18 protein-coding genes are annotated in these 23,233 nt (G+C 73.1%); 8 read left to right on the plus strand and 10 right to left on the minus strand.

The genetic code is table 11. The features are described from left to right. Positions 1–17: 17 nt before the first annotated feature. Both ACIQCJ_RS27195 and ACIQCJ_RS27200 read right to left on the minus strand, forming a co-directional pair. Positions 18–854 carry a helix-turn-helix transcriptional regulator gene (locus ACIQCJ_RS27195; RefSeq protein ID WP_402712813.1) on the minus strand — a complete coding sequence of 279 codons (837 nt, stop codon included), beginning with the start codon at positions 852–854 and terminating at the stop codon, positions 18–20. Positions 855–906: 52 nt separating this feature from the next. Beyond that, positions 907–2,151: an acyltransferase family protein gene (locus tag ACIQCJ_RS27200; RefSeq protein WP_402712814.1), complete on the minus strand. Its 1,245-nt coding sequence runs from the start codon at positions 2,149–2,151 to the stop codon at positions 907–909. Between the two features lie 335 nt (positions 2,152–2,486). On the opposite strand from ACIQCJ_RS27200, the gene ACIQCJ_RS27205 reads away from it, so the two are divergent. Continuing rightward, a complete protein-coding gene (locus ACIQCJ_RS27205) occupies positions 2,487–3,185 on the plus strand; it encodes an alpha/beta hydrolase (protein ID WP_355340061.1) in 699 nt (232 codons plus the stop codon). Between the two features lie 39 nt (positions 3,186–3,224). Here the strand turns inward: ACIQCJ_RS27205 and ACIQCJ_RS27210 are convergent, their stop codons facing one another. After that, positions 3,225–5,456 carry an NB-ARC domain-containing protein gene (locus tag ACIQCJ_RS27210; protein ID WP_402712815.1) on the minus strand — a complete coding sequence of 744 codons (2,232 nt, stop codon included), beginning with the start codon at positions 5,454–5,456 and terminating at the stop codon, positions 3,225–3,227. A gap of 269 nt (positions 5,457–5,725) precedes the next feature. Here ACIQCJ_RS27210 and ACIQCJ_RS27215 point away from each other — a divergent pair, with 269 nt between their 5' ends. From ACIQCJ_RS27215 to ACIQCJ_RS27225, 3 genes are all read left to right on the plus strand, one after another. Then, on the plus strand, positions 5,726–8,500 hold the full coding sequence (locus tag ACIQCJ_RS27215; RefSeq protein ID WP_402712816.1) for an AAA family ATPase: 2,775 nt from the start codon (positions 5,726–5,728) through the stop codon (positions 8,498–8,500). Positions 8,501–8,583: 83 nt separating this feature from the next. Beyond that, positions 8,584–8,982, plus strand: a complete 399-nt coding sequence (locus tag ACIQCJ_RS27220) for an STAS domain-containing protein (RefSeq protein ID WP_402712817.1) — start codon at positions 8,584–8,586, stop codon at positions 8,980–8,982. Between the two features lie 167 nt (positions 8,983–9,149). Further along, a complete protein-coding gene (locus tag ACIQCJ_RS27225; RefSeq protein ID WP_355340050.1) occupies positions 9,150–10,031 on the plus strand; it encodes a SigB/SigF/SigG family RNA polymerase sigma factor in 882 nt (293 codons plus the stop codon). A gap of 112 nt (positions 10,032–10,143) precedes the next feature. Here ACIQCJ_RS27225 and ACIQCJ_RS27230 read toward each other — a convergent pair whose 3' ends face one another. After that, complete coding sequence (locus ACIQCJ_RS27230; RefSeq protein WP_402712818.1) at positions 10,144–10,827, minus strand: sigma factor; 684 nt, start codon at positions 10,825–10,827, stop codon at positions 10,144–10,146. Positions 10,828–11,096: 269 nt separating this feature from the next. On the opposite strand from ACIQCJ_RS27230, the gene ACIQCJ_RS27235 reads away from it, so the two are divergent. The 3 genes from ACIQCJ_RS27235 to ACIQCJ_RS27245 all read left to right on the plus strand — a co-directional run bounded on the left by ACIQCJ_RS27235 (position 11,097) and on the right by ACIQCJ_RS27245 (position 14,394). Then, complete coding sequence (locus ACIQCJ_RS27235; RefSeq protein WP_355340044.1) at positions 11,097–12,443, plus strand: GAF domain-containing SpoIIE family protein phosphatase; 1,347 nt, start codon at positions 11,097–11,099, stop codon at positions 12,441–12,443. Between the two features lie 374 nt (positions 12,444–12,817). Next, positions 12,818–13,630: a GAF and ANTAR domain-containing protein gene (locus tag ACIQCJ_RS27240; RefSeq protein WP_402712819.1), complete on the plus strand. Its 813-nt coding sequence runs from the start codon at positions 12,818–12,820 to the stop codon at positions 13,628–13,630. 5 nt (positions 13,631–13,635) lie between these two features. Continuing rightward, complete coding sequence (locus ACIQCJ_RS27245) at positions 13,636–14,394, plus strand: GAF and ANTAR domain-containing protein (protein ID WP_402712820.1); 759 nt, start codon at positions 13,636–13,638, stop codon at positions 14,392–14,394. Positions 14,395–14,469: 75 nt separating this feature from the next. Here the strand turns inward: ACIQCJ_RS27245 and ACIQCJ_RS27250 are convergent, their stop codons facing one another. The 4 genes from ACIQCJ_RS27250 to ACIQCJ_RS27265 all read right to left on the minus strand — a co-directional run bounded on the left by ACIQCJ_RS27250 (position 14,470) and on the right by ACIQCJ_RS27265 (position 18,737). Continuing rightward, entirely contained in the window at positions 14,470–15,315 is an 846-nt protein-coding gene (locus tag ACIQCJ_RS27250; protein ID WP_402712821.1) for a PIG-L deacetylase family protein, read from the minus strand. Then, positions 15,315–16,103, minus strand: coding sequence for a GAF and ANTAR domain-containing protein (locus tag ACIQCJ_RS27255; protein ID WP_355340032.1), 789 nt, complete (start codon positions 16,101–16,103; stop codon positions 15,315–15,317). The genes ACIQCJ_RS27250 and ACIQCJ_RS27255 overlap by 1 nt, the downstream gene beginning before the upstream one ends. Positions 16,104–16,107: 4 nt before the next feature. Next, positions 16,108–16,908, minus strand: coding sequence for a GAF and ANTAR domain-containing protein (locus tag ACIQCJ_RS27260; protein WP_402712822.1), 801 nt, complete (start codon positions 16,906–16,908; stop codon positions 16,108–16,110). Between the two features lie 629 nt (positions 16,909–17,537). Then, a complete protein-coding gene (locus tag ACIQCJ_RS27265; protein WP_402712823.1) occupies positions 17,538–18,737 on the minus strand; it encodes a glycoside hydrolase family 43 protein in 1,200 nt (399 codons plus the stop codon). Between the two features lie 442 nt (positions 18,738–19,179). Here ACIQCJ_RS27265 and ACIQCJ_RS27270 point away from each other — a divergent pair, with 442 nt between their 5' ends. Then, the gene (locus tag ACIQCJ_RS27270) at positions 19,180–21,243 is read left to right on the plus strand and encodes a phosphocholine-specific phospholipase C (RefSeq protein WP_402712824.1); all 2,064 of its coding nucleotides are present in this window, start codon (positions 19,180–19,182) and stop codon (positions 21,241–21,243) included. Between the two features lie 100 nt (positions 21,244–21,343). Here ACIQCJ_RS27270 and ACIQCJ_RS27275 read toward each other — a convergent pair whose 3' ends face one another. Next, positions 21,344–22,429 (minus strand): hypothetical protein, encoded by a 1,086-nt coding sequence (locus ACIQCJ_RS27275; protein WP_402712825.1) that lies wholly within the window; start codon positions 22,427–22,429, stop codon positions 21,344–21,346. Next, positions 22,426–23,100 carry a hypothetical protein gene (locus ACIQCJ_RS27280; RefSeq protein WP_402712826.1) on the minus strand — a complete coding sequence of 225 codons (675 nt, stop codon included), beginning with the start codon at positions 23,098–23,100 and terminating at the stop codon, positions 22,426–22,428. Before ACIQCJ_RS27280 ends, ACIQCJ_RS27275 begins: the two co-directional genes overlap by 4 nt. Positions 23,101–23,233: the final 133 nt, after the last annotated feature.

Here is a 23,233-nt window from a genome sequence, read left to right on the forward strand (position 1 = left end):
CCGGTACGCGACCCGCGCTACTCCCCGGACCCGCCGCCGCAGGCGGCATCGGCTTCGGGGGGCCGCCCGGACCCCGGGTGGGAGCGCCAGGACTGGGGCGGTCGGCCGTGGTCGGCGGAGAAGGCGCGGCTGAAGGCGGCGGCGGAGCCGTAGCCCACGGTGAGGGCGATCCGTTCGACCGGCTTGTCCGTACCGGCGAGGAGTTCGCGGGCGTGCCGCATGCGTACCTCGCGGAGCACCTGCGCGGGGCTGCGGCCCAGCTCGCGGCGGAAGCGCTCGCTCAGGGACGAGCGGGACAGGTGCGCGAAGCGCGCCATGCTGTCCACCGTCCAGGCCCGCCCGGGATGCGCGTCGAGCGCCGACACCAGCGCGGTCAGGCGCGGGTCCGAGCGCTGCCGCGCGCTCTCCTCGACGGCCTGCACCATGGCGGCCTGGATCAGCCCGCCGTAGCTCGCGGCGAAGAGCGGATGCCCGTGCCTCGGGTCCAGCGGGCACATCCGCACCAGCTCCACGATGCCGCGGTTGCGCCCCGCGAAGTCCCGCGCCACCAGCGGACTCGGCATCGGCGGCACCGCCCGCAGAGTGCCGACGGCCACCTCCGCGCGGGTCGGCGCGACGAGCCGGTACGTGGTCCTGGCGTCCACGTGGAAGGCGTCCCCGGCACACAGCGCCTCGGCGCCCGCCGCCGTCTCCAGCCGCGCGTCGCCGTCCAGGACCAGCGCCCAGATCGCGCCGTCGCCGCCGTCCAGCCGCTCTCCCGGGCCCAGTCGGCGGACCGTCACGGCCACCATGTCCCACGTCGGCACACCGCGCACACCGCCGAGGGGCGCGGCCGACCCATCCACCAGCGTCATGCACCGGCAAGCGCTCGGGCCGCCCGCCCTATTCCTCGGCGGCCCGGTACGGCTACGGGGTCCGGCGGACCGGCGGCGGTCCGAGGCGGGCGAAGGAGCGGGTGAGACCGCGCTTGAGGAGCGTGGACAGCGGGCGTTCCACCAGCCGGTGCACGAGGTAGCTCAGCAGCAGCATCGCGCCGATGAGGGCGGCGACCAGCAGGCGCGGGTCTGCGCGGTCGCGCAGGTAGTGGATGGCGGTGGTGCCCGCGGCGTAGTGGACCAGGTAGAAGGGGTAGGTCAGGGAGCCCGCGGTGGCGAGCCACCTCCACTGGAGGCGGTCGGTGAGACCGACGGCGACGCCGACCATGAAGAGCAGGAAGACGGTGTAGAGCAGGAGCGCGCCGCGCCAACTGGAGACGTGCTCGACGGTGTCGACGCGCTGGGCGATCTCGCTCTGGGCCATCAGCCAGGACATCCCGAGGATGCCCCACAGCAGCAGGTCCTGGCCGAAGCGGTGCATCAGGTACAGGGCGAGGCCCGCGATGAAGTACCAGGCGGCGTCCGGGTTGGCGAGCAGCGTCAGCGCGGGCGTCCCGGCGACGGGGGCCAGGGCGGCGGCGACGCCCCACACGCAGCAGAAGACGACGACCTTGCGGTAGGTCAGACCGGTGGCCACGACGAGCAGGAAGATCAGGTAGAAGCGCAGCTCCGACCAGAGGGTCCAGTAGACGCCGTCGATGTCGGCGATGCGCGAACCCTGTTGCAGCATCGAGAGGTTGAAGAGCGTGTCGCGCGCGGAGGCGGGCGCCTTGAAGACCGCGGGCCACAGCGTGAGCACGGCGGCGGTGAACAGCACGCCGAACCAGTACGCGGGGTAGAGCCGGATCACCCGGGAGACGAAGAAGTCCCGCGGTCCGCGCCCCCAGCACGACATGCAGATCACGAATCCGCTGATGACGAAGAAGATCTCGACGCCGATCCAGCCGTAGGACGACACGCGGAAGACGGCCGGGAAGATGTGGGAGGCCGGGCGGTCCCAGACCGGATTGTGCGGCTGGTTCACGCGGTTGGTGCCCACGTAGTGGTGGAGCGCGACCATCAGCGCGGCGCACAGCCGCAGCGCGTCGATCACGTACAGCCGGGGGCGGCGCGCGGGCGGGGCCGGTACGGCCAGGGGTCCCGGCGCGGGCAGCGCCTCGGCGGCGGGGCGTTCCTCGGTCCGCAGCACCCCGCCGGCCGCCGGGCCGCCGCCGCCCGCCGGGCCGCCGCGGCCCCCCGGCCAGTCGTCGCCGGAGCCGCCGCCCGCATGCCTCATGTGCTGATTCCGCCAGTTCGGGTCCGTGGTCAGGGCTTCCGTCCGCGCTCTCCCGCGCGCTCCGGAGCACTTCAACGTAGGGCGGTCGCTCGGCGCGAAACCAGGCCCGCGGGCCGGGATCGGGAACGGTTCAGCAGGTTGTCATCCAGCGCTGGGCAGCCCGCAAGGAGATGACCGTATGAAATTCACCCCGGCTGCATCAGGGCCCCTCGGCCGACACCCGCGCCGCCGTACTTCTGCGTGCTGTTCTGCGTGGTCCCGGCCGGTGCCGAGGACTTGACTCGGCGGTGGGGCGGCGGCCGTCGGGGCCGCGGACCACCAGGTCAGGAGAGGTCATGACGGCGATCGGGAATGTCGTGCTGGTGCACGGCGGATTCGTGGACGGGGCGGGCTGGCAGGGGGTGTACGACCATCTGACGGCCGACGGCTACCGGGTGGCGGTCGTGCAGAATCCGACGCTGTCGCTCGCCGACGACGTGGCGGTCACGCGGCGGGTGCTGGACGGTCTGGACGGTCCCGCGGTGCTCGTGGGGCATTCGTACGGCGGCGCCGTCATCACCGAGGCGGGCAACCACCCCAACGTGGCCGCGCTCGCGTACATCACGGCCTTCGCGCCGGACGCGGGTGAGTCCGTCAACACGCTGATCGCCGACCCGCCGCCCGGTGCGCCGGTGCCGCCGATCCTGCCGCCGCAGGACGGGTTCCTCTTCCTCGACCGGGAGAAGTTCGCGGCGTCCTTCGCGGCCGACGTGCCCGCGAACGTGGCCGCCTTCATGGCCGACGCGCAGGTCCCGTGGGGCGTGGAGGCCCTGGCCGGTACGGTCTCCGAGCCCGCGTGGCGGACGAAGCCGTCGTGGTACCTGGTCGCGACCGACGACCGGATGATCCCGCCGCCCGCGCAGCGCGCCATGTCCGAGCGGGCCAAGGCCACCGTCTCCGAGACGCCCGGCAGCCACGCCGTGTACGTGTCCCGGCCCGCCGTCGTGGCCGCCGTCATCGCGCAGGCCGCCCAGGGCGCCAACGGCGGCTTCTGACCCCGGCCCGCCCCGCCGCCCGGCCCGCCGTGAGGCGGGTCAGGGCTGCGCGGACAGCGGGCGGCAGCGGCCGGCCGCCTCCGTGTCCCCGACCTCCGCGAACACCTCGGCGGCCCGTGCGTAGGCGCGCCGGCTCCCGTCGGTCCTGCCCTCGTCGGCCAGCAGGGCGCCCAGCGTCTCCAGTCCCTCGGCGAGCCGGAAGCCGGTCAGGCGCTGCGCGTCCAGGGAGGCGATCGCCGCGGTGAGCGCGGCGATCGCCTCAGGACGGCGGCCGAGGTGCCCCAGGCACTGGCCGATGCGGATCAGGCCCAGCGGGCGGCAGTGCGCCACGACGGTCGGCGCCATCCGCGGCTCCTCTTCGTCGATGACGGCGAGAGCGGTACGGAACTGCCGCAGCGCCTCGGTGTAACGGCCCTCCTCCCGCAGCGAGTTGCCGATCGAGGCGAGGGACTGCACATAGGAGTCCATGTCGCCGAGGGCCCGGAACGTCTCCGCCGCCCGGGACGCGGACGCGATCGCCTCGCCGGGGCGGCCGAGCAGGCGCGCCGCCCCGGCGGCGTACTGGTGGGACCAGGCGATCTGCGCGGTGGCGCCGCCGCGTTCGGCCAGCTCCAGCGCCTCACGCGCGTACCGCAGCACCGCCCGCGGGTCGCGGGACGGCACCCAGTGGACCCAGGCCAGATAGTTGAGCTGGGCCGCCTGCTGGGCCAGGTCGCCGAGGGCCGCGGCGGCCTCGGCGCCGAGCGTGAACACCTCGCGCCAGTGCGGGCCGTGCGCCCACCGGTCGGAGAACCAGTGCATGGACTCGGCGCAGTCCAGCACGGGCGCGTACCGGCCGCGGGCCGCGGCGGCCCGCATCGCGCCGAGCCAGTTGTCCACGTTCGCCCGCAGCCAGCGTTCGGCCTCTTCTTCCGAGGCCAGGCTCGGCAGTTCGGGGTCGGGCCGGTCGGGACGGCCGTAGCCGGGTTCGAACCACCGCCCGGCCAGGGTGGCCGTCCGCAGCAGCCAGGCCGTCACCCGGTCCGCCAACTCCGCGCGCCGCGCCGGGCTCTCCTCCTCCCGCAGCCGCTCGCGCGCGAAGAGGCGGACCAGGTCGTGGAAGCGGTACCGCCCGGCGGTGCTGTCCTGGAGCAGGCCGAGGTCGACGAGGTCGTCGAGCGCGTCCCAGGTCTCCTTGACCGGCATCCGGCCCGCGACGGCGGCCAGGTCCGCGTCGACGTCCGGCCCCGGCACGGCGGCCAGCCGCCGGAACAACGCCCGTGCAGGCGCGGCGAGTTGTTCGTACGACATCCCGAAGGCGTTGGCGATCTTGAGGTCACCAGCCGTGAGCTGGTCCAGCCGCCGCTCCTCGTCCGCGAGCCGGGCGGCGAGTTCACCGGCCGCCCAACCGGGCCTGCTGGCCAGCCGGTTCCCGATGATCCGCAGCGCGAGCGGGAGACCGCCGCACAGCTCGGCGAGCCTGGTCAGGTCGGACTCCTCGTCGGTGGCCGCGCGTTCGCCGATGATCCCGGTCAGCAGGTGCGTGGCCTCCGGGAGCGGCAGCGGGCCGAGCACCAGCCTGCGGACGCCTTCGAGTCCTGCCAGCAGCCGCCGGGTGGTGATCATGGCCCGGCCCGCTCCCCCGGCCGGGAGCAGCGGGCGCACCTGCTCCTCCGACGCGGCGTTGTCGAGGACGACCAGGACGCGCCGGTCGCGCAGGACCGACCGGTACAGGGAGGCGCGGCCCTCGGTGGCGGCCGGGATGTCCTGGTCGCCGACGCCCAGCGCGCGCAGGACGTGCCGCAGCGCCTCGTCCGCGGTCACGGGCCGCTGCGACATGCCGAGCAGGTCCAGGAAGTACACCCCTTCGGGGAAGCTCGGCCGTACGGCGTGGGCGGCCCGGACGGCGAAGGTGGTCTTGCCCAGACCCGCGGCGCCGGTGACGAGACCGACCACCCCGACGCCCGGCGCGCTCTCGGCGTACACCAGCTCGCTCATCCAGACCAGTTCGGCGGCGCGGCCGATGAAGTCCGGTACGGCGCCCGGCAGTTCGCACAGGCCGCTCGGACGCGTCCAGTGGCCGCGCAGGCGGCCGTCCCGCGCCAGGTCGAGCAACTCCGCGCGCGCGGCGCCTTCCAGGGCGAGCGCGTCGGCCAGCGCGGTCACGGTCCGCTGCTGGGGTCCGCGGCTCCGGCCGCGCTCCATGTCCGACAGCGTCCGGGCACTGACACCGGACGCCTCCGCCAGTCGCTCGAGGGTCAGCCGCGCCGCGCGGCGATGGCCGCGCAGCACCTCGCCGAAGCCCGTACGTCCGGTGATGGCGCACCACTCCCCTCAGCTGCGGAGCCGAGGTGTCCCTCCCCGGCCGCCGGCCGGCGTCGTCCGAGGGTGCGGCGTTCCGCGTGCTCCCCGTCACCCGGCGGGTTTCCTCCGCCACCTGCCGGTTCCCTCGGACGGACGAGGTCGTGGGATGCACACTAGGAGCCTGGCGGGCCTGCCCGATTCCGTCATATGACGTAGTCGGGTGACGGCGGTCGGCCGGGGCGCGGCAGGGGGCAGTGATGAGCGACGGAGCCGGCGACGCGAGGGACGGGCTGCTGGTCGGCAGGGACGCCGACCTCGGCAGGCTCGGCGCGTTCCTGGCCGAAGTCCCGCGCCGCGGAGGGTCGTTGGCGCTGGTGGGCGAGCCGGGCGTCGGCAAGTCGGCGCTGCTCGCCGCCGTCGCCGGGAGCGCCGAGGCCGCCGGGATGCGGGTGCTGCGCGCGGACGGTGTGCAGTACCGGGCGCAGTTGAGTTACGGCGCGCTGCGGCAGTTGCTGACATCGGTGCCCGAGGTCCGCGCCCGCGCGGCCGAACTGCCGCCCCTGGCCGGTGTCCTGGGCCTGGAGCACGACGCGGCGCCCGGCCACCGGACGGTCGTGGAGGCCGCGGCGGCGCTGGCCGCCGCGCTGTCCCGCGACCGCCCCGCCCTGCTGGTGCTGGACGACGCGCAGTGGCTTGACCGGTCGAGTGCCGTCGTCCTGGGGCACGTCGCCCGTCGCCTGCCGGGCACGGCCACGGGTCTGGTGTGCGCGGTCAGGCTCGGCGAGGAGAGCTTCTTCGACCACAACGGCCTTCCCCTGCACGAGTTGGGGCCGCTCCCGGAGGCCGCCGCCGACGAGCTGCTGCGCCGCCGCTTCCCGACGCTCGCCTCGCGGGTGCGGCGGCGCGTGATCGCCGAGGCCGAGGGCAACCCCCTGGCGCTGCTGGAGCTGCCCGCCGCCCTCACCGAGCCCCAGCGGCGCGCCTCCCAGGCCCTGCCCAAGCGGCTGCCGCTGCCGCAGCGGCTCCAGTCGACCTTCGCCTCGCGCATCAGGACGCTGCCACCGGCCACCCGGCACCTGCTGCTCGTCGCCGCGCTGGAGGGCAGCGGCACCATGATGATCGTGCGCCGCGCGGTGGCCGGCCGGTGCGATCCGAAGCACCTGGCCCCGGCGGAGCGCCTGCGACTCGTGCGCGTGGACGACGACATGGGGCGCGTGCACTTCCGGCACTCCCTCATCCGCTCCGCCGTCGTGGAGCTGTCGACCAGCGACCAGCGCCGGGGCGTCCACCGCGCGCTCGCGGCGGCGTGGGCCGCGGTCCCCGAACGGCGCGCCTGGCACCTGGCCCAGGCCGCCGACGAGCCGGACGAGTCGATCGCCGCGCTCCTGGAGGAGGCCGCCGACGTCGGCACACGCCGCGGCGACGGGCCCAACGCCGTTGCCGCACTGGTCCGTTCGGCCGAGCTGAGCCCAGCGGGCGACGCGTACGCCCGGCGGCTGGCCAAGGCGGCGTACGTCGGCGCGAATCTCACCGGCGACGTACGCGACGTACCGCGTCTCCTGCACGACGCGCGGCAGGCGTCGCCGGACGCGGACTCCCCGGCCGTCGCGGTGGCCGCCGCGCTGTACCTGCTCAACAGCTACGGGGACATCGACACCGCGCACCGCCTGCTGTCCGGCGCCGTCGCGCTCCAGCCCGAACCGTACGACCTCACGGACGCCACGCTCGTGGAGGCCCTGACCACGCTGCTGATGGTGTGCGTGCACGGCGGCCGGCGCGAGCTGTGGTCGGAGCTCGACGCGGCGCTGGCGAAGTCCGCCGCCGTCCCCGACACCCTGTACCTGCTGCGGACCACCTTCGGGGACCCGGCCCGCGCCCGCCCGGCCGACTGGGCGCGGCTCGACACCGCGATCCGGACGCTGCCCGGCACGGCGGACCCGGTGCGGATCGTCCGGATCGCCACCGCCGCCGCGTACGGCGACCGCCTGCACGCGATGGAGGCGCCGCTGCGGCTCACCGCCCGCGGCGGCCTGGACGGGCAGAACATCTTCCCCGCCATCCAGGCGTCGTTCCTGTGGAGCAGCCACGCCTGGTTCACCGGCCAGTGGGCCGAGGCGCGGCAGGTCGCGGAGCAGGGTCTGCGGTGGTGCGAGGAGATGGCCTATCCGCTGCGCTCCTGGACCGGCACATTCGTCCTCGCCTGCCTGCACGCGGCCTGCGGCGAGTACGCGCGGGCCCGGCGGCTCGCGGACCGGATGGACCAGTGGGCGGGTTCCCGCAGGGGCTACGCCGTCGGCTGCTACGCCGCCCACGCGCGGACGCTGACCGCCCTGTCGCTCGGCGACTTCGACGAGGCGTACCGCCACGCCTCCCGGATCACGCCGCCCGGGACCTTCGCGCCGTTCGCCGGGCACGCGGTGTGGGCGGTCCTCGACCAGGTCGAGGCGACGGTACGGAGCGGGCGGCGGGACGAGGCCGCCGCGCACGTACGGGCCGCGCGCGAGGCCGGACTGGACGCGGTGTCACCGCGGTTGGCGATGGTGCTGCTCGCGTCGGCCGCGCTGACGGCGGACCGCGACGACGAGGCCGTACGGGGTTTCGGCCAGGCGCTGGCCGTCGAGGGCGCCGAGCGCTGGCCCTTCGACCACGCCCGCGTCCAGCTCTACCTGGGTGAACGCCTGCGCCGGAGCAAAGCACCCGGCCGGGCCGGGTACCTGCTCGGCGCCGCCGCGGCCGGCTTCGAACGGCTCGGCGCCCGCCCCTGGGCCGACCGGGCCAACAAGGAGCTGCGCGCCTGCGGCATCCCGGTCGCCGCCCGCATCCCGCCCGAGGGCCCCGCCCTGACACCGCAGCAGTGGGAGGTCGCCCGGCTGGCCGCCACCGGCCTGACCAACAAGCAGATCGGGGAGCGGCTGCTGCTGTCGCCGCGGACCGTCTCGACCCATCTCCACCAGCTCTTCCCGAAGTTGGGCATCACCTCGCGGGCGGCGCTGCGGGACGCGCTGGACCGGACGGAAGAGCGGCGAGCCTGAACTTTTATCGTACGAACACCAATCCGCGGGCACCTCGGCTCCGAACTACCTCACGTATGAGGCCAGTCCGCGAGAGGAGTGCCATGGGACTCCTGACCGTCGACGTCCGCGCCACCCCCGCGGGCGCGGTCGTCGCACTCGCCGGAGCGCTCGACTACTCCACCGCGCCGCAGGTCCGCGAGGCCGTCGAACGCCTCGCCCTCGCGCCCGGCCGACAGCTCGTCGTGGACATGGGCGGGCTGGACTTCATCGACTCCAGCGGCCTCAGCACGCTGCTCGCCGCCCACCACCGGGCGGAAGAGGCCCACGCCCACACCGTCCTGGCCGCGGTCCCCGAGCGGTTCGACCGGGTCTTCCGCGTCACGGGACTCGACCAGGTCTTCACCGCGGCGCCGAGCGCGGACGCGGCGGTCGAGGCGTGGACGGCGGACCGCGGGACCGCGGGTGACGGGTGGACGGCGGACCGGGGGCACCGCGGGTGACCGGTGGACGGCGGACCGGGGGCACAGTGGGTGACGGGTGGACGGCGGACCGGGGGCACGGTGGGTGACGGGTGGGGGCCGGAAAAGAAATTCCTGAGTCTTCGTGCGTGCGACGCGTGAGAGGGGGTACGTGCCTGGGGTCACAGCCGACGACGTTGGGCGAACACATGACGGCGATCACGCACGACGCGGGAACCACCGCACTGCCGACCGGAGTCGGCCGGAGCGTTCCGGCCGTGGGTGAGGTGCCGCAGGTCGCGGACCCGGCGAAGGTCTCGCCGAAGGACGCCCGCGAGCTGTCGAAGCTGTACTTCGACCGCCTCCAGTCGCTGGAGGAGGGCACCGAGGAGTACAGCCGCGCGCGCGGCACGCTGATCGAGATGAACATGTCCCTCGTCCGCTTCTCCGCCCGCAGGTTCCGCAGCCGCGGCCCGCAGGAGTGGGAGGACATCGTCCAGGTCGGCACGATCGGCCTGATCAAGGCGATAGACCGGTTCGACCTGTCGCGGGAGACGGAGTTCACCACCTTCGCCATCCCGTACATCGTCGGCGAGATGAAGCGGTTCTTCCGCGACACGTCCTGGGCCGTCCACGTACCGCGCCGCCTCCAGGAGCTGCGGGTCGAGCTGGCCAAGGCCCGCGACCACCTGACCGCCGTCCTGGACGCGCCGCCGACCCTCGCCGAGCTGGCCGCCTACCTGGAGATCACCGAGGACGAGGTCGTCGAGGGCCTGGTGGCCGCCAACGGCTACACCGCGGGCTCCATCGACCTGCCCGCCGGTGACGACGGCGAGGACGCCGGACGCTCGTACGCCGACACCATCGGCGCGGCCGACCCGGCGATGGAACTCGTCGAGGACTTCCAGGCGCTGGCGCCGCTGCTGGCGAAGCTGGACGACCGCGAGCGCAGCATCCTGCGGATGCGCTTCGGCCAGGAGCTGACCCAGGCCGACATCGGCGCGGAGCTCGGCTACTCCCAGATGCACGTGTCCCGGCTGCTCAGCCGGACCCTGGCCAAGCTGCGGGCCGGGATGCTCACCGACAAGTAGCCGCCGACCGGCCAGCAGGACAGCCCCGCGGCACGGAGCACCACGGCCGCCGACCGGACAGCGATCCGCTCGGCGGCCGAGCTGCGCGCGGCGCGGCTCGGCTCAGCCCGGCTCAGCGCCCGGGCAGCCAGTCCCGCAGCCGGATCAGGCCGTCGCGCAGATCGACCGGCCGTCTCGTGGCCGCCGGATCGCCGTGGTCGACGGCCGTCGCGGGACAGGCGTGTCCGCCGAGGCCCGCCAGGACCACCGCCTCGCGCTGCCGGGGCGTCAGCCGCTTGAGGTCCGTCCGTACCCGCGGGTCGGCGCGGATCTCCCGCAGCCGCCCGAGGATCGCGTCCAGGGTCGGGCCGACGTCGGTCCGTACGGCCTCCGCGTCCCGCCCGGACCTGAGCAGGCCGACCAGGCTTCGGTGGACGCGGGTGACCGCCCAGGTCAGGGCGTCGGCGTGGGCGGGGTCGAAGCGGGGCGCCGTGCGCCAGACGTCGACCAGCGCCTCGCGGGACAGCTCCTCGGCCCGCGCCGCGTCGCCCGTCATGCAGTGCGCCAGGCCGTAGGCGGCGGGGGCCAGCAGCGGATAGAGCCGGTCGAAGGCGTCGCGGTCGCCCTTGCCCGCGCGGATGAGGAGTTCCCGCACGTCCGCGCCTTGACCCGGGTCACCGCTCGTATCGCCGCCACCCGTACCGCCGACCGCGTTGCCGCTCGTACCGCCGACCGTACCGCCGACCGCGCTGCCGCTCGTACCGCCGACCGCGCTGCCACCCGTACCGCCGCTCGTACCGCCACCCGTACCGTTCATAAATGGTGAGCTTCCCTCGCAGACCGTTCCCATACGCGGCCAAGGCTCCCACGCCACCGCAGACCGCACCCACGAAAGCCGCCGGGACCCGGTCGTCGGCGCCGAACGGGCCGTTCGCCCGCGCGACCCGGGGGGCAGGCCCTCATACTGGATCAGGGACAGGTGTTCGGATCGTTGCGGCGGGAAGCTGGCAGGGGTCCGGAACGCGTGGTTGGCTGGCGCGCGAAAAACGCCGTCTGACGGAACGGGCAAGGGTTGTGGCGGGAGCGATGGAGTACCCGGGCGGCGTGCGGGCGGACGGGTTGCCGGCCGTGCTGTCCGACCCCGGTCGGCTGGCGGCGCTCGACGCCAGCGGCATGGTCGGCTCCGCTCCGGAGCGGGTCTTCGACGATCTGACCAGGCTGGCGGTGTCGGTGACCGGTGCCGCGATCTCCGCGATCACCTTCGTCGGCGAGACGCGTACGTACTGGAAGTCGGTACCGCACCTGCCCTACGGGGACGTGGAGAGCTGGCAGAACGCGGTGGGCGACAGCTTCTGCTACTTCGCCGTCGGTGAGAACGGGCCGTTCGTGGTGGAGGACGCGGAGAAGGACCCGCGGACGGCGGGGCATCCGGCGATCGGACCGTGGGGCGTGGGCGCGTGGGCCGGATTCCCGATCGTGACCACGGACGGGCAGCCGATCGGCACCATGTGCGTGATCGACGCCAACCCTCGGGTGTGGACACCGCAGGAACTGGAGACGATGTCGGTCCTGGCGCGGGCGGTGTCCAACGAGATCAACGTGCGGATGTCGCTCGACCGCGTGCACACCGCGCTCCAGACCGCCGAGAACGCGCTGTCGACCGCGCAGGGCGCGCTGGCCGCCTCCCGCGAACTGGCCCGCAGCCTCCAGGACAGCCTGCTGCCCCCGGCCCTGCGCCCCGTGCCGGGTGTGGACGCCGCCGCCCTGTACATCCCGGCGAGCGGCGACATCAGCGTGGTGGGCGACTTCTACGACCTGTTCCAGGCCCGCGGGGCCTGGTGGACCGCGGTCATGGGCGATGTGTGCGGCAAGGGGACCGAGGCGGCCAAGGTGACCGCGCTGGCCCGCTACACCCTGCGCGCGGACGCCGGTGAGCACCTGTCGCCCGCGGCGGTGCTCGACCGGCTGAACACCGCCATGCTCGCGCAGGGCGCCCCCCGTTTCCTGACCGCCGTCCAGACCACCTTCCGCGCCAGCGGGTCCGGGGTGTCGGGGCGGCTGTGCCTGGCGGGACACCCGCCCGCCCTGATCCGCCGCGCCGACGGCCGCGTCCGGCAGGCCGGCACCCCCGGCACCCTCCTCGGCGTGGTCGACCCGGTACACCTCTCCGACGTCCGCTTCCGGCTGACCCCCGGCGACCTGCTGCTGCTCTACACCGACGGCGCCTGCGAGGCGCGGCCCGACCCGCGCGGCGCGGAGCCGCGCCGGCCGATGTTCGACGAGGCCGCCCTCGCCCGTACCCTCGGCGACACCCACACCATGGGCGCCGCCGACACCATCGAGTACATCGCCGACACGCTCAGCGACTACCACGGCGGCTGGGCCAGCGACGACACCGCGCTGCTCGCGCTGCGGGTCCCGCCGCGCGCCTGACCCGGCCGGGTTCTCGTTCCGCGTACGCGTACGCGTACGCCTTCCGGTGCGGTGACGTGCCGCCGTGGTGACGTGCCCGTGCGGTGACGTTTCCGTGCGGTGACGTTTCCGTGCGGTGGCGTGCCGGGCGTTCCCCAGCGGTGTCCACAGCCTGTGGACCGGCCGCGGCGGGGTTCGGGGAAGCGCGGGGCGCGGGGCGGGGTGTGCGGTGTGCGTACGGGGAAGCGCGGGGCGGGCGTGGGGGGTGTGCGTACGATGATGCCGTTCCCGTGCGACATCCGGGCGGCCGTCTGCTGGGAGGGCGAGATCGACCTCTACGCGGTTCCGCCTGCCCGTGGGGCGCCGGTCGTACGACGGCCGTCGAGCGGTGCCGCGTGATCAGCGACCGCATGGCGGACATCCTGCGGGCGCTCCAGACCTCGGACTGGCCGGACGTCGCGGGTGAGGTCGCCGAGACGCTCGGCGTGGACGGCATCGCGATCAGCGCGGGCAGCCGGCCCGGCGCGTCGGAGGTCCTGTGGTCCTCCGGTGCCGGAGCGCGCGCCTTCGAGGATCTCCAGCTCACGGTCGGTCAGGGCCCGGGACCCGACTGCCTGGCCGGCGGCACCGTGGTACGCGTCCCCGACCTGGGGCTCACGCCGGCCGGCCGCTGGCCCGCCCTGCTGCGGGAGACGCCCGCGCTCAGCGTACGGGCGGTGTTCTGTTTCGCGTTGCGCGTCGGCGCGATCACGCTGGGCGTACTGACGCTGGTCAGGGACGCGCCCGGCCGCCTGACCCCCGAACAGGACGGTGACGCGGGTGTCCTCGCGGGCCTGCTGACCCGGCGTTTCCTCGACCTCGGGGACGCGCGGACGCCGTCGGCCGGTCGTCCCGGCCTGTCCGCTCCCGGCCTGTCCGCTCCCGGTATGCCCGGCCCCGCTCTGCCCGCCCCCGCCCTGCACCAGGCCGTGCTGCACCAGGCGACCGGCATGGTCAGCGTCCAGCTCGCCGTGCCGCTGGCGGAAGCGCTGCTGCGGCTGCGCGCCTACGCGTACGGCAACGACCGTCCCCTGACCGACGTCGCCCGGGACGTCGTGGCCAGACGGCTGAGGATGGTCCCCGACCCGAGCCCCGGTCAGAGCCCAGGTACGAGGACCGAACCGAGCCCCGATCCGAACCCGCCTTCACCCGCAGCAGACGAGGACTGATCTCCATGACGACCCGCGAACAGCAAGTCACCGAGGTCTTCGTCGAGGTGGCCGACTTCCTGATCGACGACTTCGACGTGATCGACTTCCTCCAGAAGCTGTCGGTGCGCTGCATGGAGCTGCTGGACGTCGCCGCCGTCGGCGTCCTGCTCGCCGACGAGAACGGTGTCCTGCACGTACTCGCGGCTTCCGACGAACACACCAGGCTGCTGGAGCTGTTCGCGCTCCAGCACGACCAGGGTCCCTGCGTCGACTGCTACCACGACGGCGAGCCGCGGACCAACGTCGACCTCGGCGCTCCCGAAGTGGCCTCCGCCTGGCCCCAGTTCACCGCCGGGGCCGAGGCCACCGGATTCGTCGCCACCAACGCGCTGCCGCTGCGGCTGCGCGGCCGGGTGATCGGCGCGCTGAGCCTCTTCCAGACCGACCCGGAGCCGCTGACGGACCAGGACGTGACCCTCGCCCAGGCCCTCGCCGACGTCGCCACCATCGCGATCCTCCAACAGCGCACGCTCGCCCACGCTGAGGCCGAACGCGACCAGCTCCAGTACGCCCTCAACGCCCGCATCACCATTGAACAGGTCAAGGGCATCCTCGCCGAGCGCTGGCACCTGGGCGTCGACGAGGCGTTCAGCGTCTTCCGCTCCTACGCCCACGCCCACGGCCGCAAACTCTCCGACCTGGCCCGCGAGATCGCCGACGGCACGCAGGCCACGGAGACCATCCGCACCTTTCCGACGCGGGCGCCGCGGACGGGCGCGTAGGAGCGGGACACTCAGGCGCCGGGACGCCCGGGCCCTGGGGCGCTCAGGCACTGGGGCGCTCAGGCACTGGGGCACTCAGGCCGGTGTGAACACGACCTCGAAGTCCCGGACGTGGTGGGCGATTTCGCCGGGCGGCAGGACCGCCGCGTCATCCGGCGAGCTGCCGAGGGACCTGGCCTGGCTGACGAACCGCTGGACAGCGGCCCGCTTACGGGCGGCCACCTCTTCCGGCAGCCGGACGAGGGACGCCGACGCCCACGGCACGCGGGGGTCGTCGGGGCGGGCCCAGTGCCACATCCACACGGGATACAGCAGGCAGGGCACCGACGCCTTACGGGCGGCGGTCAGCGCGGCGCGGCCCGCGGCCTCGTGGTCGCTGTGGACGTCACCGGTCCACGGCGCCAGGCACAGGTCGGCGTCGGACAGCAGCGGCACCAGGGCCGCGGCGACCTCGTCCTCATGGCCCGCCACCTCGGTGTCCGCCACTCTCAGCCGGACGATGTCCTGTGCGTCGGCGCCGAGTTCGGCCAGGGCCTCGCGCAATTCCGCGGCCCGGATGCCGACGAGCTGATGGGACGTGATGGCCGTGCTGTCGGCGTGGGACAGTTCGCCGTCGGTCACCGACACGACGGTGACCGCCACACCGGCCGCGGCGAGCAGCGCGATGCTGCCGCCCACCCCCAGCACCTCGTCGTCGGGGTGCGCGGCCACGACCACCACCCGTCCGGCGGTGGGCAGTTCGGTGTCGGCCAGGTGCGCCCAGCCGTCCCAGGCGCGCCACTGCTCCTCGTCGGTGCCGGGCGCCTGGAGCGGATCGGCGTGCTCGGGAAGTTCGGTGTGCGGGGTGTCGGTGTGCTGCTCGTCGGTGTGCGGGTCATCGGTGTGCTGCTCGGGGTTGTGCGGGGTGTCGTGCTGGTCCATCAGGATGTCTCCCTACCGGCCACGGGGCCGCCCGGTTCCGCGCGATTGGTTTCCTTGACGCCGTGCGCGATGACGTCGGTGTCGAAGCCGCCCTCGGTGATCAGGCGGGCCAGGTGCGAGATCTTGTGCTGACGCGCTCGGGCGAAGGAGCGCAAGGTGGCGAAGGCCAAGTCGAGGGACATGTTCCAGCGCTCGGCGAGGATGCCCTTGGCCTGTTCGACGATGATCCGGCTGTGGAGCGCGTACTGGAGCTGGTCGCGTTCCGCCTCGGCGTGCGCGAGGGTCCGCTGCTGGAGGATCGCGATGGTGGCCACGTCGGCGAGGGCCTGGCCGAGGACGATGTCCTCCGGTCCCAGGGGCGCGGGGTCGGTCCTGAACAGGCTCAGCGCGCCGATCACCCGGCCGCGCAGCCGCAGCGGCAGCGCGCTGGTGGCGGCGAACCCGCTCTCGTGGGCGCCGCGGCCGAACAGCGGCCAGCGCTCGACGGCCTCGTCCCCGGTGAGGTCGACGTTCGTACGGGGCCGCCCGTCGCGGTAGCAGTCGACGCACGGGCCCTGGTCGTACTGGAGGGCGAACAGCTCCAGCAGCCGGGTGCGTTCGTCGGAGGCGGCCAGCAGGTGCAGGGCGTCGTACTGGTCGGCGAGCAGGACGCCGACCGCGGACACGTCGAGCAGATCCAGGCAGCGTACGGAGAGCTTCTGGAGGAAGTCGATGACGTCGAAGTCGGCGGTCAGGGAGTCGGCCGCCTCGACGAAGACCTCGATGACCTGCTGTTCTCGGGTGGGCATGGCGTCAGTCCTTGTCTGCGGCGGGCGGGAGAGGTTCGGCGTCGGGGGCCAGCCGCAGTCGCCTGGCCACGACGTCGTGGGACACGTCCGTCACGGTGCGCCCGCTGCCGTACGCGTGGGCCCGCAGCCGCAGCAGGGCGTCGGCGAGGGAGACGGCGAGCTGGACGCTGACCATGCCGGTCGCCTGGTGGACCACGGCGTGATGGAGGAAGGGGAGGGGGTCCGGCGGGTCCGCGGGGTCCGGCGGGTTCATCGGGCCCCGCCGGTTCACAGGGTTCTGCGGGTTCACAGGGTCCTGAGGCCGCACACGATCCGCCTCTTGGCGTGCCCGACCGGCACCCTCCAGGAAGTACCTGGTCAGGGCGGCGGCCAGGATCGCCGCGTCGGCGCTCTGCCCGCTGGTCAACGGCCCCGGCGCGCGCCGCACCGCGGTCAGCACCCCGAGTCCGATCCCGCCCATGCGCAGCGGGAAGCAGAAGACCGCGCGCGCCGCCAGGCCAGGCGCCTCCATGACCAGCTCGGGCCAGCGGTCGTGGCGGACGCGGGCCAGATCCGGCACCCGTACCGTCGTACCGCCCACCATGCAGTCGGGTCCCGGGCCCTGCCCCAGTGTGAGCTGGAGGTCTTCGAAGCCGCGCGACACGTCGTCGGAACACCACAGCACCTCGGTCCTGCCCGGCTCGTTCCCCAGCGAGACGGCGACGCCGTCCACCTCGAGGGCCGCGGCGCCCGCCACGGCCACCGCGGGCGACCCCTGGCCGTCCTGGAGCAGACGCAGTGCCTCCGCCAGGCGCTCAGCCGCCATCGGGCACCACCGCATACGGCCTCACATGGCCTCGATTCCCCGAGCGCGGAAGGAACGACGGACGGAGACCGGTCACGCGGTCATCGCGTTCGCGTAAGGGTGAACGGTCATCCGTTCAGCGGTTGTGGGTTCCGCCCGTCACGGCGAGGTGGTCCGCGGGAGATCCGCGGCCCCGGTGGCGGCATCGCACTCAACCGACTGCGCCAGGGGCAGGGACGCTCCTTCCACCCTACCTCCCGGGTGTCCGCGGGCACCCTGACGTCACACCGTGCGCCCGGCCGGGAGGTCGGCGGCACGGCGCAGTACCGACCCCAGCTCCCTGTCCGCCACGGGCGCCGGCCCCCCGATACGACAGCGCCACCGCCGCCGCGACCGCCTCGACCGCCCGCTCCGGATCGCGGCACAGCAACAGCGCGAGCGAGAACAGCGCGTCCGCGTGCCGTTCGTACCCGCCCAGCTCGTACGCGCCCAGCGCGCCGCTCGCCGGATTCCGCCCATGGGGGTGCTGCGTCAAAGCCCTCACCTGCTCAAACCGTGCGTTCGGACAACCGCCGGGGGCAGGGGCGCACCCCGTACGCCATCCCCCTCCCCCCGCCCCCGCCAGCACCCCGAACCGGGACCGGTGGGGGTTATTCGAAGAACTTCAGGCTGAAGCCGGTGTCGGAGGTGGGGCCGGGGACGTTGGCGCGGGAGTAGGTGGTGTTGCCCCACCAGCAGAAGGTGCCGGTGAACCAGTAGCGGTTGGACCAGGAGTAGGGGGTGCCCTTGGGGACGGCGGTGAACATGAGGGGGAAGCGGGGGCCGGCGGGCGGGCTGGTGCCGATGTCACCGTTGAGGAGGACGAAGCTGTGGGAGCCGGGGCCGTTGACGTAGAGGGTGGGGTCCCAGCCGGACATCATGGTGGCGGCGTGCGCACCGAACAGGCAGCCGTTGGACTTGTACCAGTCCCAGACGTACGTCGGGTCACCGCCGGAGCGCAGCCGCAGATCGGCCATGCAGTACTGGTCGCTCCAGCTCCCGTTGGCCGAATAGACGATGTGGAGCTGCCCGTTGGGGTCCTTGACGGCGGCGGGCGCCTCGTTGATGTACGGGTTGCCGACGACGCGCTCCCAGCTCTCGCGCGGCTGGGAGATGATGAAGCGCGCGCCGGTCGGCGTGGTGGGGCTGCTCATCCGGACGATGTACAGGTTCTGTTCGACGTTCGTGTCGCCCGCCCAGCCCGACCAGACGAACCAGCGCTGCCCGTTGAAGGTGAAGAGGTTCCCGTCGATGGCCCATTTGTCGTTGGGCAGGGCCAGTTGGGTCTCGGCGCCGTAGCCGCTGTCGGCGGTCGCCGAGCTGATGACGTACATCCGGTGCGCGGCTCCGGCGCCCGAGGTGAAGTAGATGTAGTACCGGCCGCCGTCCACCACGATCTCCGGGGCCCACACCTCACCGCGGCCCTTGGTATCCGACCAGACCTTGCGGGAGGCCGCCGCGCCGAGGGCGTCGGGCGACGACGCCTTCCGTACGGCGATGCCGCCGCCCGACGTCTCGGCCGAGATGTACGTGCTGCCGACCCGGATCACGCTCGGGTCGGCGTTGTGGATGGTGGTCTGGGACGCCTGGGCGGGCGCGGAACACAGCACGGCCAGCAGGGCGAGTACGGCCGCGAGGGCTGCGCACACCGTGCCGGCCAGGGCACCCCGGCCGGTGCCGGACGAACCGGCCGGGTCACCCCCGGACGAGCTGCCCAGACCGGTGCCGGACAAACCGCCCGGGCCGGTGCCGGACGAACCGCCCCGGCCGCCGCCTGCCAAGGCACTGTGGAGACTTCGCAGAAGCTTCATAGTCCCGTTCCATGGTCGGGCCTCCGCTTCGACGCCGGGCGGGCGGTGGAGCGCCCGCCGAGGGACGACGTCCGGTCAGAACCGCATCGGAGGGGGGAACTTGGCGCTCTGACCGCTTGAATCCCACCGTTTCCACCGCTCCCACACAAGGGTCAACACCGGTGGTAGCACGTTCCAACAGCATCGCGAGTGACCGTGGGCATGTCAATCACCCAAGGCGGTACGACTCGGCCGGTCAACCCGTACTCCCCCGCGCCCCATTGACACCATCCGCCCCGGATCACCATCATGTGCACGCCACACGTGTTCGCGTATGCCGCAAATGCCCCCTCCGCACGCACCACCGCGCAGCCGGACCCGCCCTGCCGGGGCACCGCCAGAGCACGCCCAGAGCGCCACCGGCAGCACGGCCCGCCCCCACCGGACCGTCAGGAGAAGCCCCGTGCCCAACGTCGACCGCCGAAGGTTCCTGCAACTCGCCGGAGCCACCGCCGCCGCGTCCGTCCTCACCGGCGGCATCGCCAAGGCCGCCTCGATCCCGGCCGCCGCGGGAACCGGCACCCTCCAGGACGTCGAGCACATCGTCGTCCTGATGCAGGAGAACCGCTCCTTCGACCACTACTTCGGCACCCTGCGCGGCGTGCGCGGCTTCGGCGACCCCCGCCCGGCCACCCTGCCCAGCGGCAAGTCCGTCTTCCACCAGGCGGACGCCGCCGGGCACGAGACGCTCCCCTTCCGGCCGAACATCGACAACCTCGGCCTCCAGTTCCTCCGCGACCTCGACCACAGTTGGTACGGCACGCACCAGGCGTGGAACGGCGGCAACTACGACCGCTGGATCCCGGCCAAGACCACCACGACGATGGCGCACCTCACCCGCCAGGACATCCCGTACCACTACGCGCTCGCCGACGCGTTCACCATCTGCGACGCCTACCACTGCTCGATGCTCAGCTCCACCGACCCCAACCGGTACTACATGTACACGGGTTACTCGGGCAACGACGGCAAGGGCGGCGGCCCGGTGCTGGGCAACGAGGAGGCCGGGTACGGCTGGACCACCTTCCCCGAGATCCTGGAGCGGGCGGGCGTCTCCTGGAAGGTCTACCAGGACACCGGTACCGGCCTGAACTCCGGCGGCGGCTGGGGCTGGACGAGCGACCCCTTCATCGGCAACTACGGCGACAACTCCCTGCTGTACTTCAACCAGTACCGCAACGCCCAGTCCGGCAGCGCCCTTTACGACAAGGCCCGCACCGGCACCTCGGCCCGCAACGGCGACGGCTACTTCGACCGGCTCAGGGCCGACGTCGTGGGCGGCAAACTCCCCCAGGTGTCCTGGATCGCCGCCCCCGAGGCGTTCTGCGAACACCCCAACTGGCCCGCCAATTACGGCGCTTGGTACATCTCCCAGGTGCTGGACGCGCTCACCGCCGACCCCGAGGTGTGGAGCCGTACCGCCGTCTTCCTCACGTACGACGAGAACGACGGCTTCTTCGACCACGTCGTGCCGCCCTTCCCGCCCGCCTCCGCCGCGCGCGGGCTGTCCACCGCCGACGTCACCCAGGACCTCTACACCGGCGGGCTCTCCGGTTACGCGGCCGGGCCGTACGGGCTCGGGCCGCGCGTGCCGATGCTGGTGCTCTCGCCCTGGAGCACGGGCGGCTGGGTCTGCTCGCAGACCTTCGACCACACCTCGATCGTGCAGTTCATCGAGAAGCGCTTCGGTGTGCGCAACCCGAACGTCTCACCCTGGCGCCGCGCGGTCTGCGGCGACCTCACCGCCGCCTTCGACTTCACCCGCAGCAACGCCGCCGCGCCCGCGCTCCCCGGCACCGGCGGCTACGTACCGCCGAACCACAACAACCCCGGCGACTACGTCCCCACCCCGCCCGCCACCGGCGCCGTCCCGCGCCAGGAACCGGGCCTGCGCAACGCCCGCCCGCTGCCGTACGACCTGGCCGCCGACACCCAACCCGCGGGCGGACGCTTCCAGTTCACCTTCCGCAACTTCGGCACGGCGGGCGCCGCCTTCCTCGTCACCTCAGCGGTCCGCTCCGACGGCCCGTGGCCGTACACCGTCGAGGCGGGCAAATCCCTGGTCGACACCTGGCTGATGCCCGCCGCCTCCGACCGCTACGACTTCTCCGTCCACGGCCCCAACGGCTTCCTGCGCCGCATGGCCGGCACCGCGGGCTCGGTCGGCCCCGAGGTGACCGCCCGCCACACCCCCGCCACCGGCCAGGTCACCCTCGTCTTCAGCAACCCCACCGGCGCCCCCGTCACCTTCAACGCCACCGACGCCTACGCCCCCACCGCCCACTACACCTACACCGTCGCCGCCGGCGCCTCCCGCACCGTCCCCGCCTGGGGCGTCCCCGCCGGCAACCACTGGTACGACATCACCGTCACCACCACCACCGACCCCGCCTACCTCCGCCGCTTCGCCGCCCACGTGGAAACCGGCACCCCCAGCACCAGCGACCCGGCAACATCAACAACCTGAGGGCCCCGCGGCGGCGCGAGTCCGTCCGGATCCCGCGCATCCCGTCCGCCGGACGAGCCATGGGTCTGGTCCGCCCGGCTCAACCGCCCGCCGCGGACGGTCAGTTGTTGATGGTCTGGATCTCCCGGACCGTCACCTCTCGCGGGTCGCCGACCCTGCCGTCGGGCAGGGCGTAGGGGCCGCCGCTCGAACCCGTCCAGCTCACATGCCAGTTGACGGAGACATCGAGCTGGTACGGCGGGGTGTTCTGCGTCGAGCGCAGGTACGTCACGCCGCAGGGAGGGGCTGCCTTCGGGTCGCCGTTGTAGGCGGCGCCGACCTTGCCGTCGGGTCCGATCGGGCAGTCGCCGGAGGACGGGAAGACGGTGGCGTCGGAGGTGCCGGGGGTGATGTGCACGGCGGACGGCTCCGCGGTGGTCTCGGCCCAGATCTCCCGGCCGCCGCCCAGGTCCACCGACGCCCGCACCTTCACCGGCGTGTACGCCTGTCGCAGGGTCACCCAGGTGGGGATGTTGACCGTCTGCGGGCCCGCGGGATTGGTCACGATCCTCACGCCGGGTACGTGGGTGTGGGCGAAGGCGAGCTTGGAGAGCATTTCCGGGGTGATCACATGCCCGGTCCCGGCAGGCGGCATCTGGCCGTTGGGCACCCACCTCGGCGTCTGGTCGTTGCAGCCCATCTGCGCCGACGGGTCGGCGTCCGGATTGACAGTCACCAGCCACCACATTCCCTTGCCGGCCTCGGCGCTGTTGAAGTCCTTGTAGCCCTTGTCCCCGCCGGGGTAGTCCAGCCCGTTCTGGTAGTGGTCCCGGTCCATCCCCATGGCGGTACGGAAAGTGCCGTGCACCTGGGGCAGTTCGTCGTTGAAGTTCTTCGTGTACTCCGCCTTGAACTGCTCGGGGGTGTACTTCGGCCCGAACCAGCAAGGCGGCGGCGTCCAGTTGACGTTGACCGACGCCAACGGTCGGCTCGCGCCGCTCGGCCTGCCCGTGGGATACGTCAGCCGGTACCCCTGGGCGATGGCCTCCAGGTTTCCGCCGCTGTCACCCGAACCCTTTCCGCCCGAACCCTTTCCACCCGACGGCGGCAAACCGGTGTCGTCGAAGGCGTAACCCGGTGCCGCCGCGAGTAACACGATGAGCGCCGCGAGGGGCAGCGCGCGGCGGAGTGACCCCGTACCCGTCATTGCTTGCACTCCAACGCCCTTTCCTTGGTGGTGATCGACTGTGCTCGCCAGAGCTGCGTGCCGGGCCGGAACAGGCTGAGCACCAGTTGGTACGACACGTAGTTGCGGTCGTCAGCGCCGGTGACGTGCACCTTCCCGGTCCCGATCTCCTTGCTGAACAGCTTCGACTGGTCCTCGCAGAAGGTGACTTCGGCCGCCGAGTTCTTGGCGAGGAGCTTGACGGCGGGCCGGAAGAAGCGGTCGGTACCGGTCACCGTCTTCTTCGCGTCGATGTGCATCTGGACGTACTGCTTCGCGTAGCTGTACGCGTCGCCTTCCGCGTACGTGTTCAGGGCCCCGCCCTTCACGCTCTGCTCGACCACGCCGTGCGTCATCGACTGCATGAAGTCGGCCGACGCGGTCAGGACCCCGGCCTCGGCGTCGTCCGCCGGAAGCCGCCAGTCGAAGTCGAGCTTCAGGTCCGCGGGGAGCGCGAGCGCCGGGTCGACGGTCAACACCCCACCCGTCGCCGCCGGTTGCGCCGATGTCGCGGTCGCCGTCGCTGTGGCCGGGGGCGCCGTGGTCGGGGAAATCTTGCTGTCGCCGCCACCTGAGCCGCCGCCGCAGGCGGAGAGCGTCAACGCGGCGGTCGCCGCGAGAGCCGCGACGGGAAATGCTGAGCGGGCTCGCATGGTCGAAGTCTCCCGATCGGTTGTCCGTGGGCACCGTTCGGGGCGTCGGCGAAAAGGCCCCCTCGGACCCCGCACGCCTGACCCCCCGTATCCGCCACCCACGGTAGCGAAGAGAACGCGTGAGGTTCGAGAG

The organism is Streptomyces sp. NPDC093221, from assembly GCF_044753885.1.
Classification (GTDB): Bacteria; Actinomycetota; Actinomycetes; order Streptomycetales; family Streptomycetaceae; genus Actinacidiphila.

Excerpts from the sequence above, each read along its gene's own strand:
- ACIQCJ_RS27205 (WP_355340061.1), top strand. The coding sequence starts at position 2,487 with ATGACGGCGATCGGGAATGTCGTGCTGGTGCACGGCGGATTCGTGGAC.
- ACIQCJ_RS27215 (WP_402712816.1), top strand. The coding sequence starts at position 5,726 with ATGAGCGACGGAGCCGGCGACGCGAGGGACGGGCTGCTGGTCGGCAGG.
- ACIQCJ_RS27200 (WP_402712814.1), bottom strand. The coding sequence starts at position 2,151 with ATGAGGCATGCGGGCGGCGGCTCCGGCGACGACTGGCCGGGGGGCCGC.
- ACIQCJ_RS27235 (WP_355340044.1), top strand. The coding sequence starts at position 11,097 with ATGGAGTACCCGGGCGGCGTGCGGGCGGACGGGTTGCCGGCCGTGCTG.
- ACIQCJ_RS27255 (WP_355340032.1), bottom strand. The coding sequence starts at position 16,103 with ATGCCCACCCGAGAACAGCAGGTCATCGAGGTCTTCGTCGAGGCGGCC.
- ACIQCJ_RS27195 (WP_402712813.1), bottom strand. The coding sequence starts at position 854 with ATGACGCTGGTGGATGGGTCGGCCGCGCCCCTCGGCGGTGTGCGCGGT.
- ACIQCJ_RS27230 (WP_402712818.1), bottom strand. The coding sequence starts at position 10,827 with ATGAACGGTACGGGTGGCGGTACGAGCGGCGGTACGGGTGGCAGCGCG.
- ACIQCJ_RS27220 (WP_402712817.1), top strand. The coding sequence starts at position 8,584 with ATGGGACTCCTGACCGTCGACGTCCGCGCCACCCCCGCGGGCGCGGTC.
- ACIQCJ_RS27260 (WP_402712822.1), bottom strand. The coding sequence starts at position 16,908 with ATGGCGGCTGAGCGCCTGGCGGAGGCACTGCGTCTGCTCCAGGACGGC.
- ACIQCJ_RS27265 (WP_402712823.1), bottom strand. The coding sequence starts at position 18,737 with ATGAAGCTTCTGCGAAGTCTCCACAGTGCCTTGGCAGGCGGCGGCCGG.
- ACIQCJ_RS27280 (WP_402712826.1), bottom strand. The coding sequence starts at position 23,100 with ATGCGAGCCCGCTCAGCATTTCCCGTCGCGGCTCTCGCGGCGACCGCC.
- ACIQCJ_RS27275 (WP_402712825.1), bottom strand. The coding sequence starts at position 22,429 with ATGACGGGTACGGGGTCACTCCGCCGCGCGCTGCCCCTCGCGGCGCTC.
- ACIQCJ_RS27225 (WP_355340050.1), top strand. The coding sequence starts at position 9,150 with ATGACGGCGATCACGCACGACGCGGGAACCACCGCACTGCCGACCGGA.
- ACIQCJ_RS27250 (WP_402712821.1), bottom strand. The coding sequence starts at position 15,315 with ATGGACCAGCACGACACCCCGCACAACCCCGAGCAGCACACCGATGAC.
- ACIQCJ_RS27245 (WP_402712820.1), top strand. The coding sequence starts at position 13,636 with ATGACGACCCGCGAACAGCAAGTCACCGAGGTCTTCGTCGAGGTGGCC.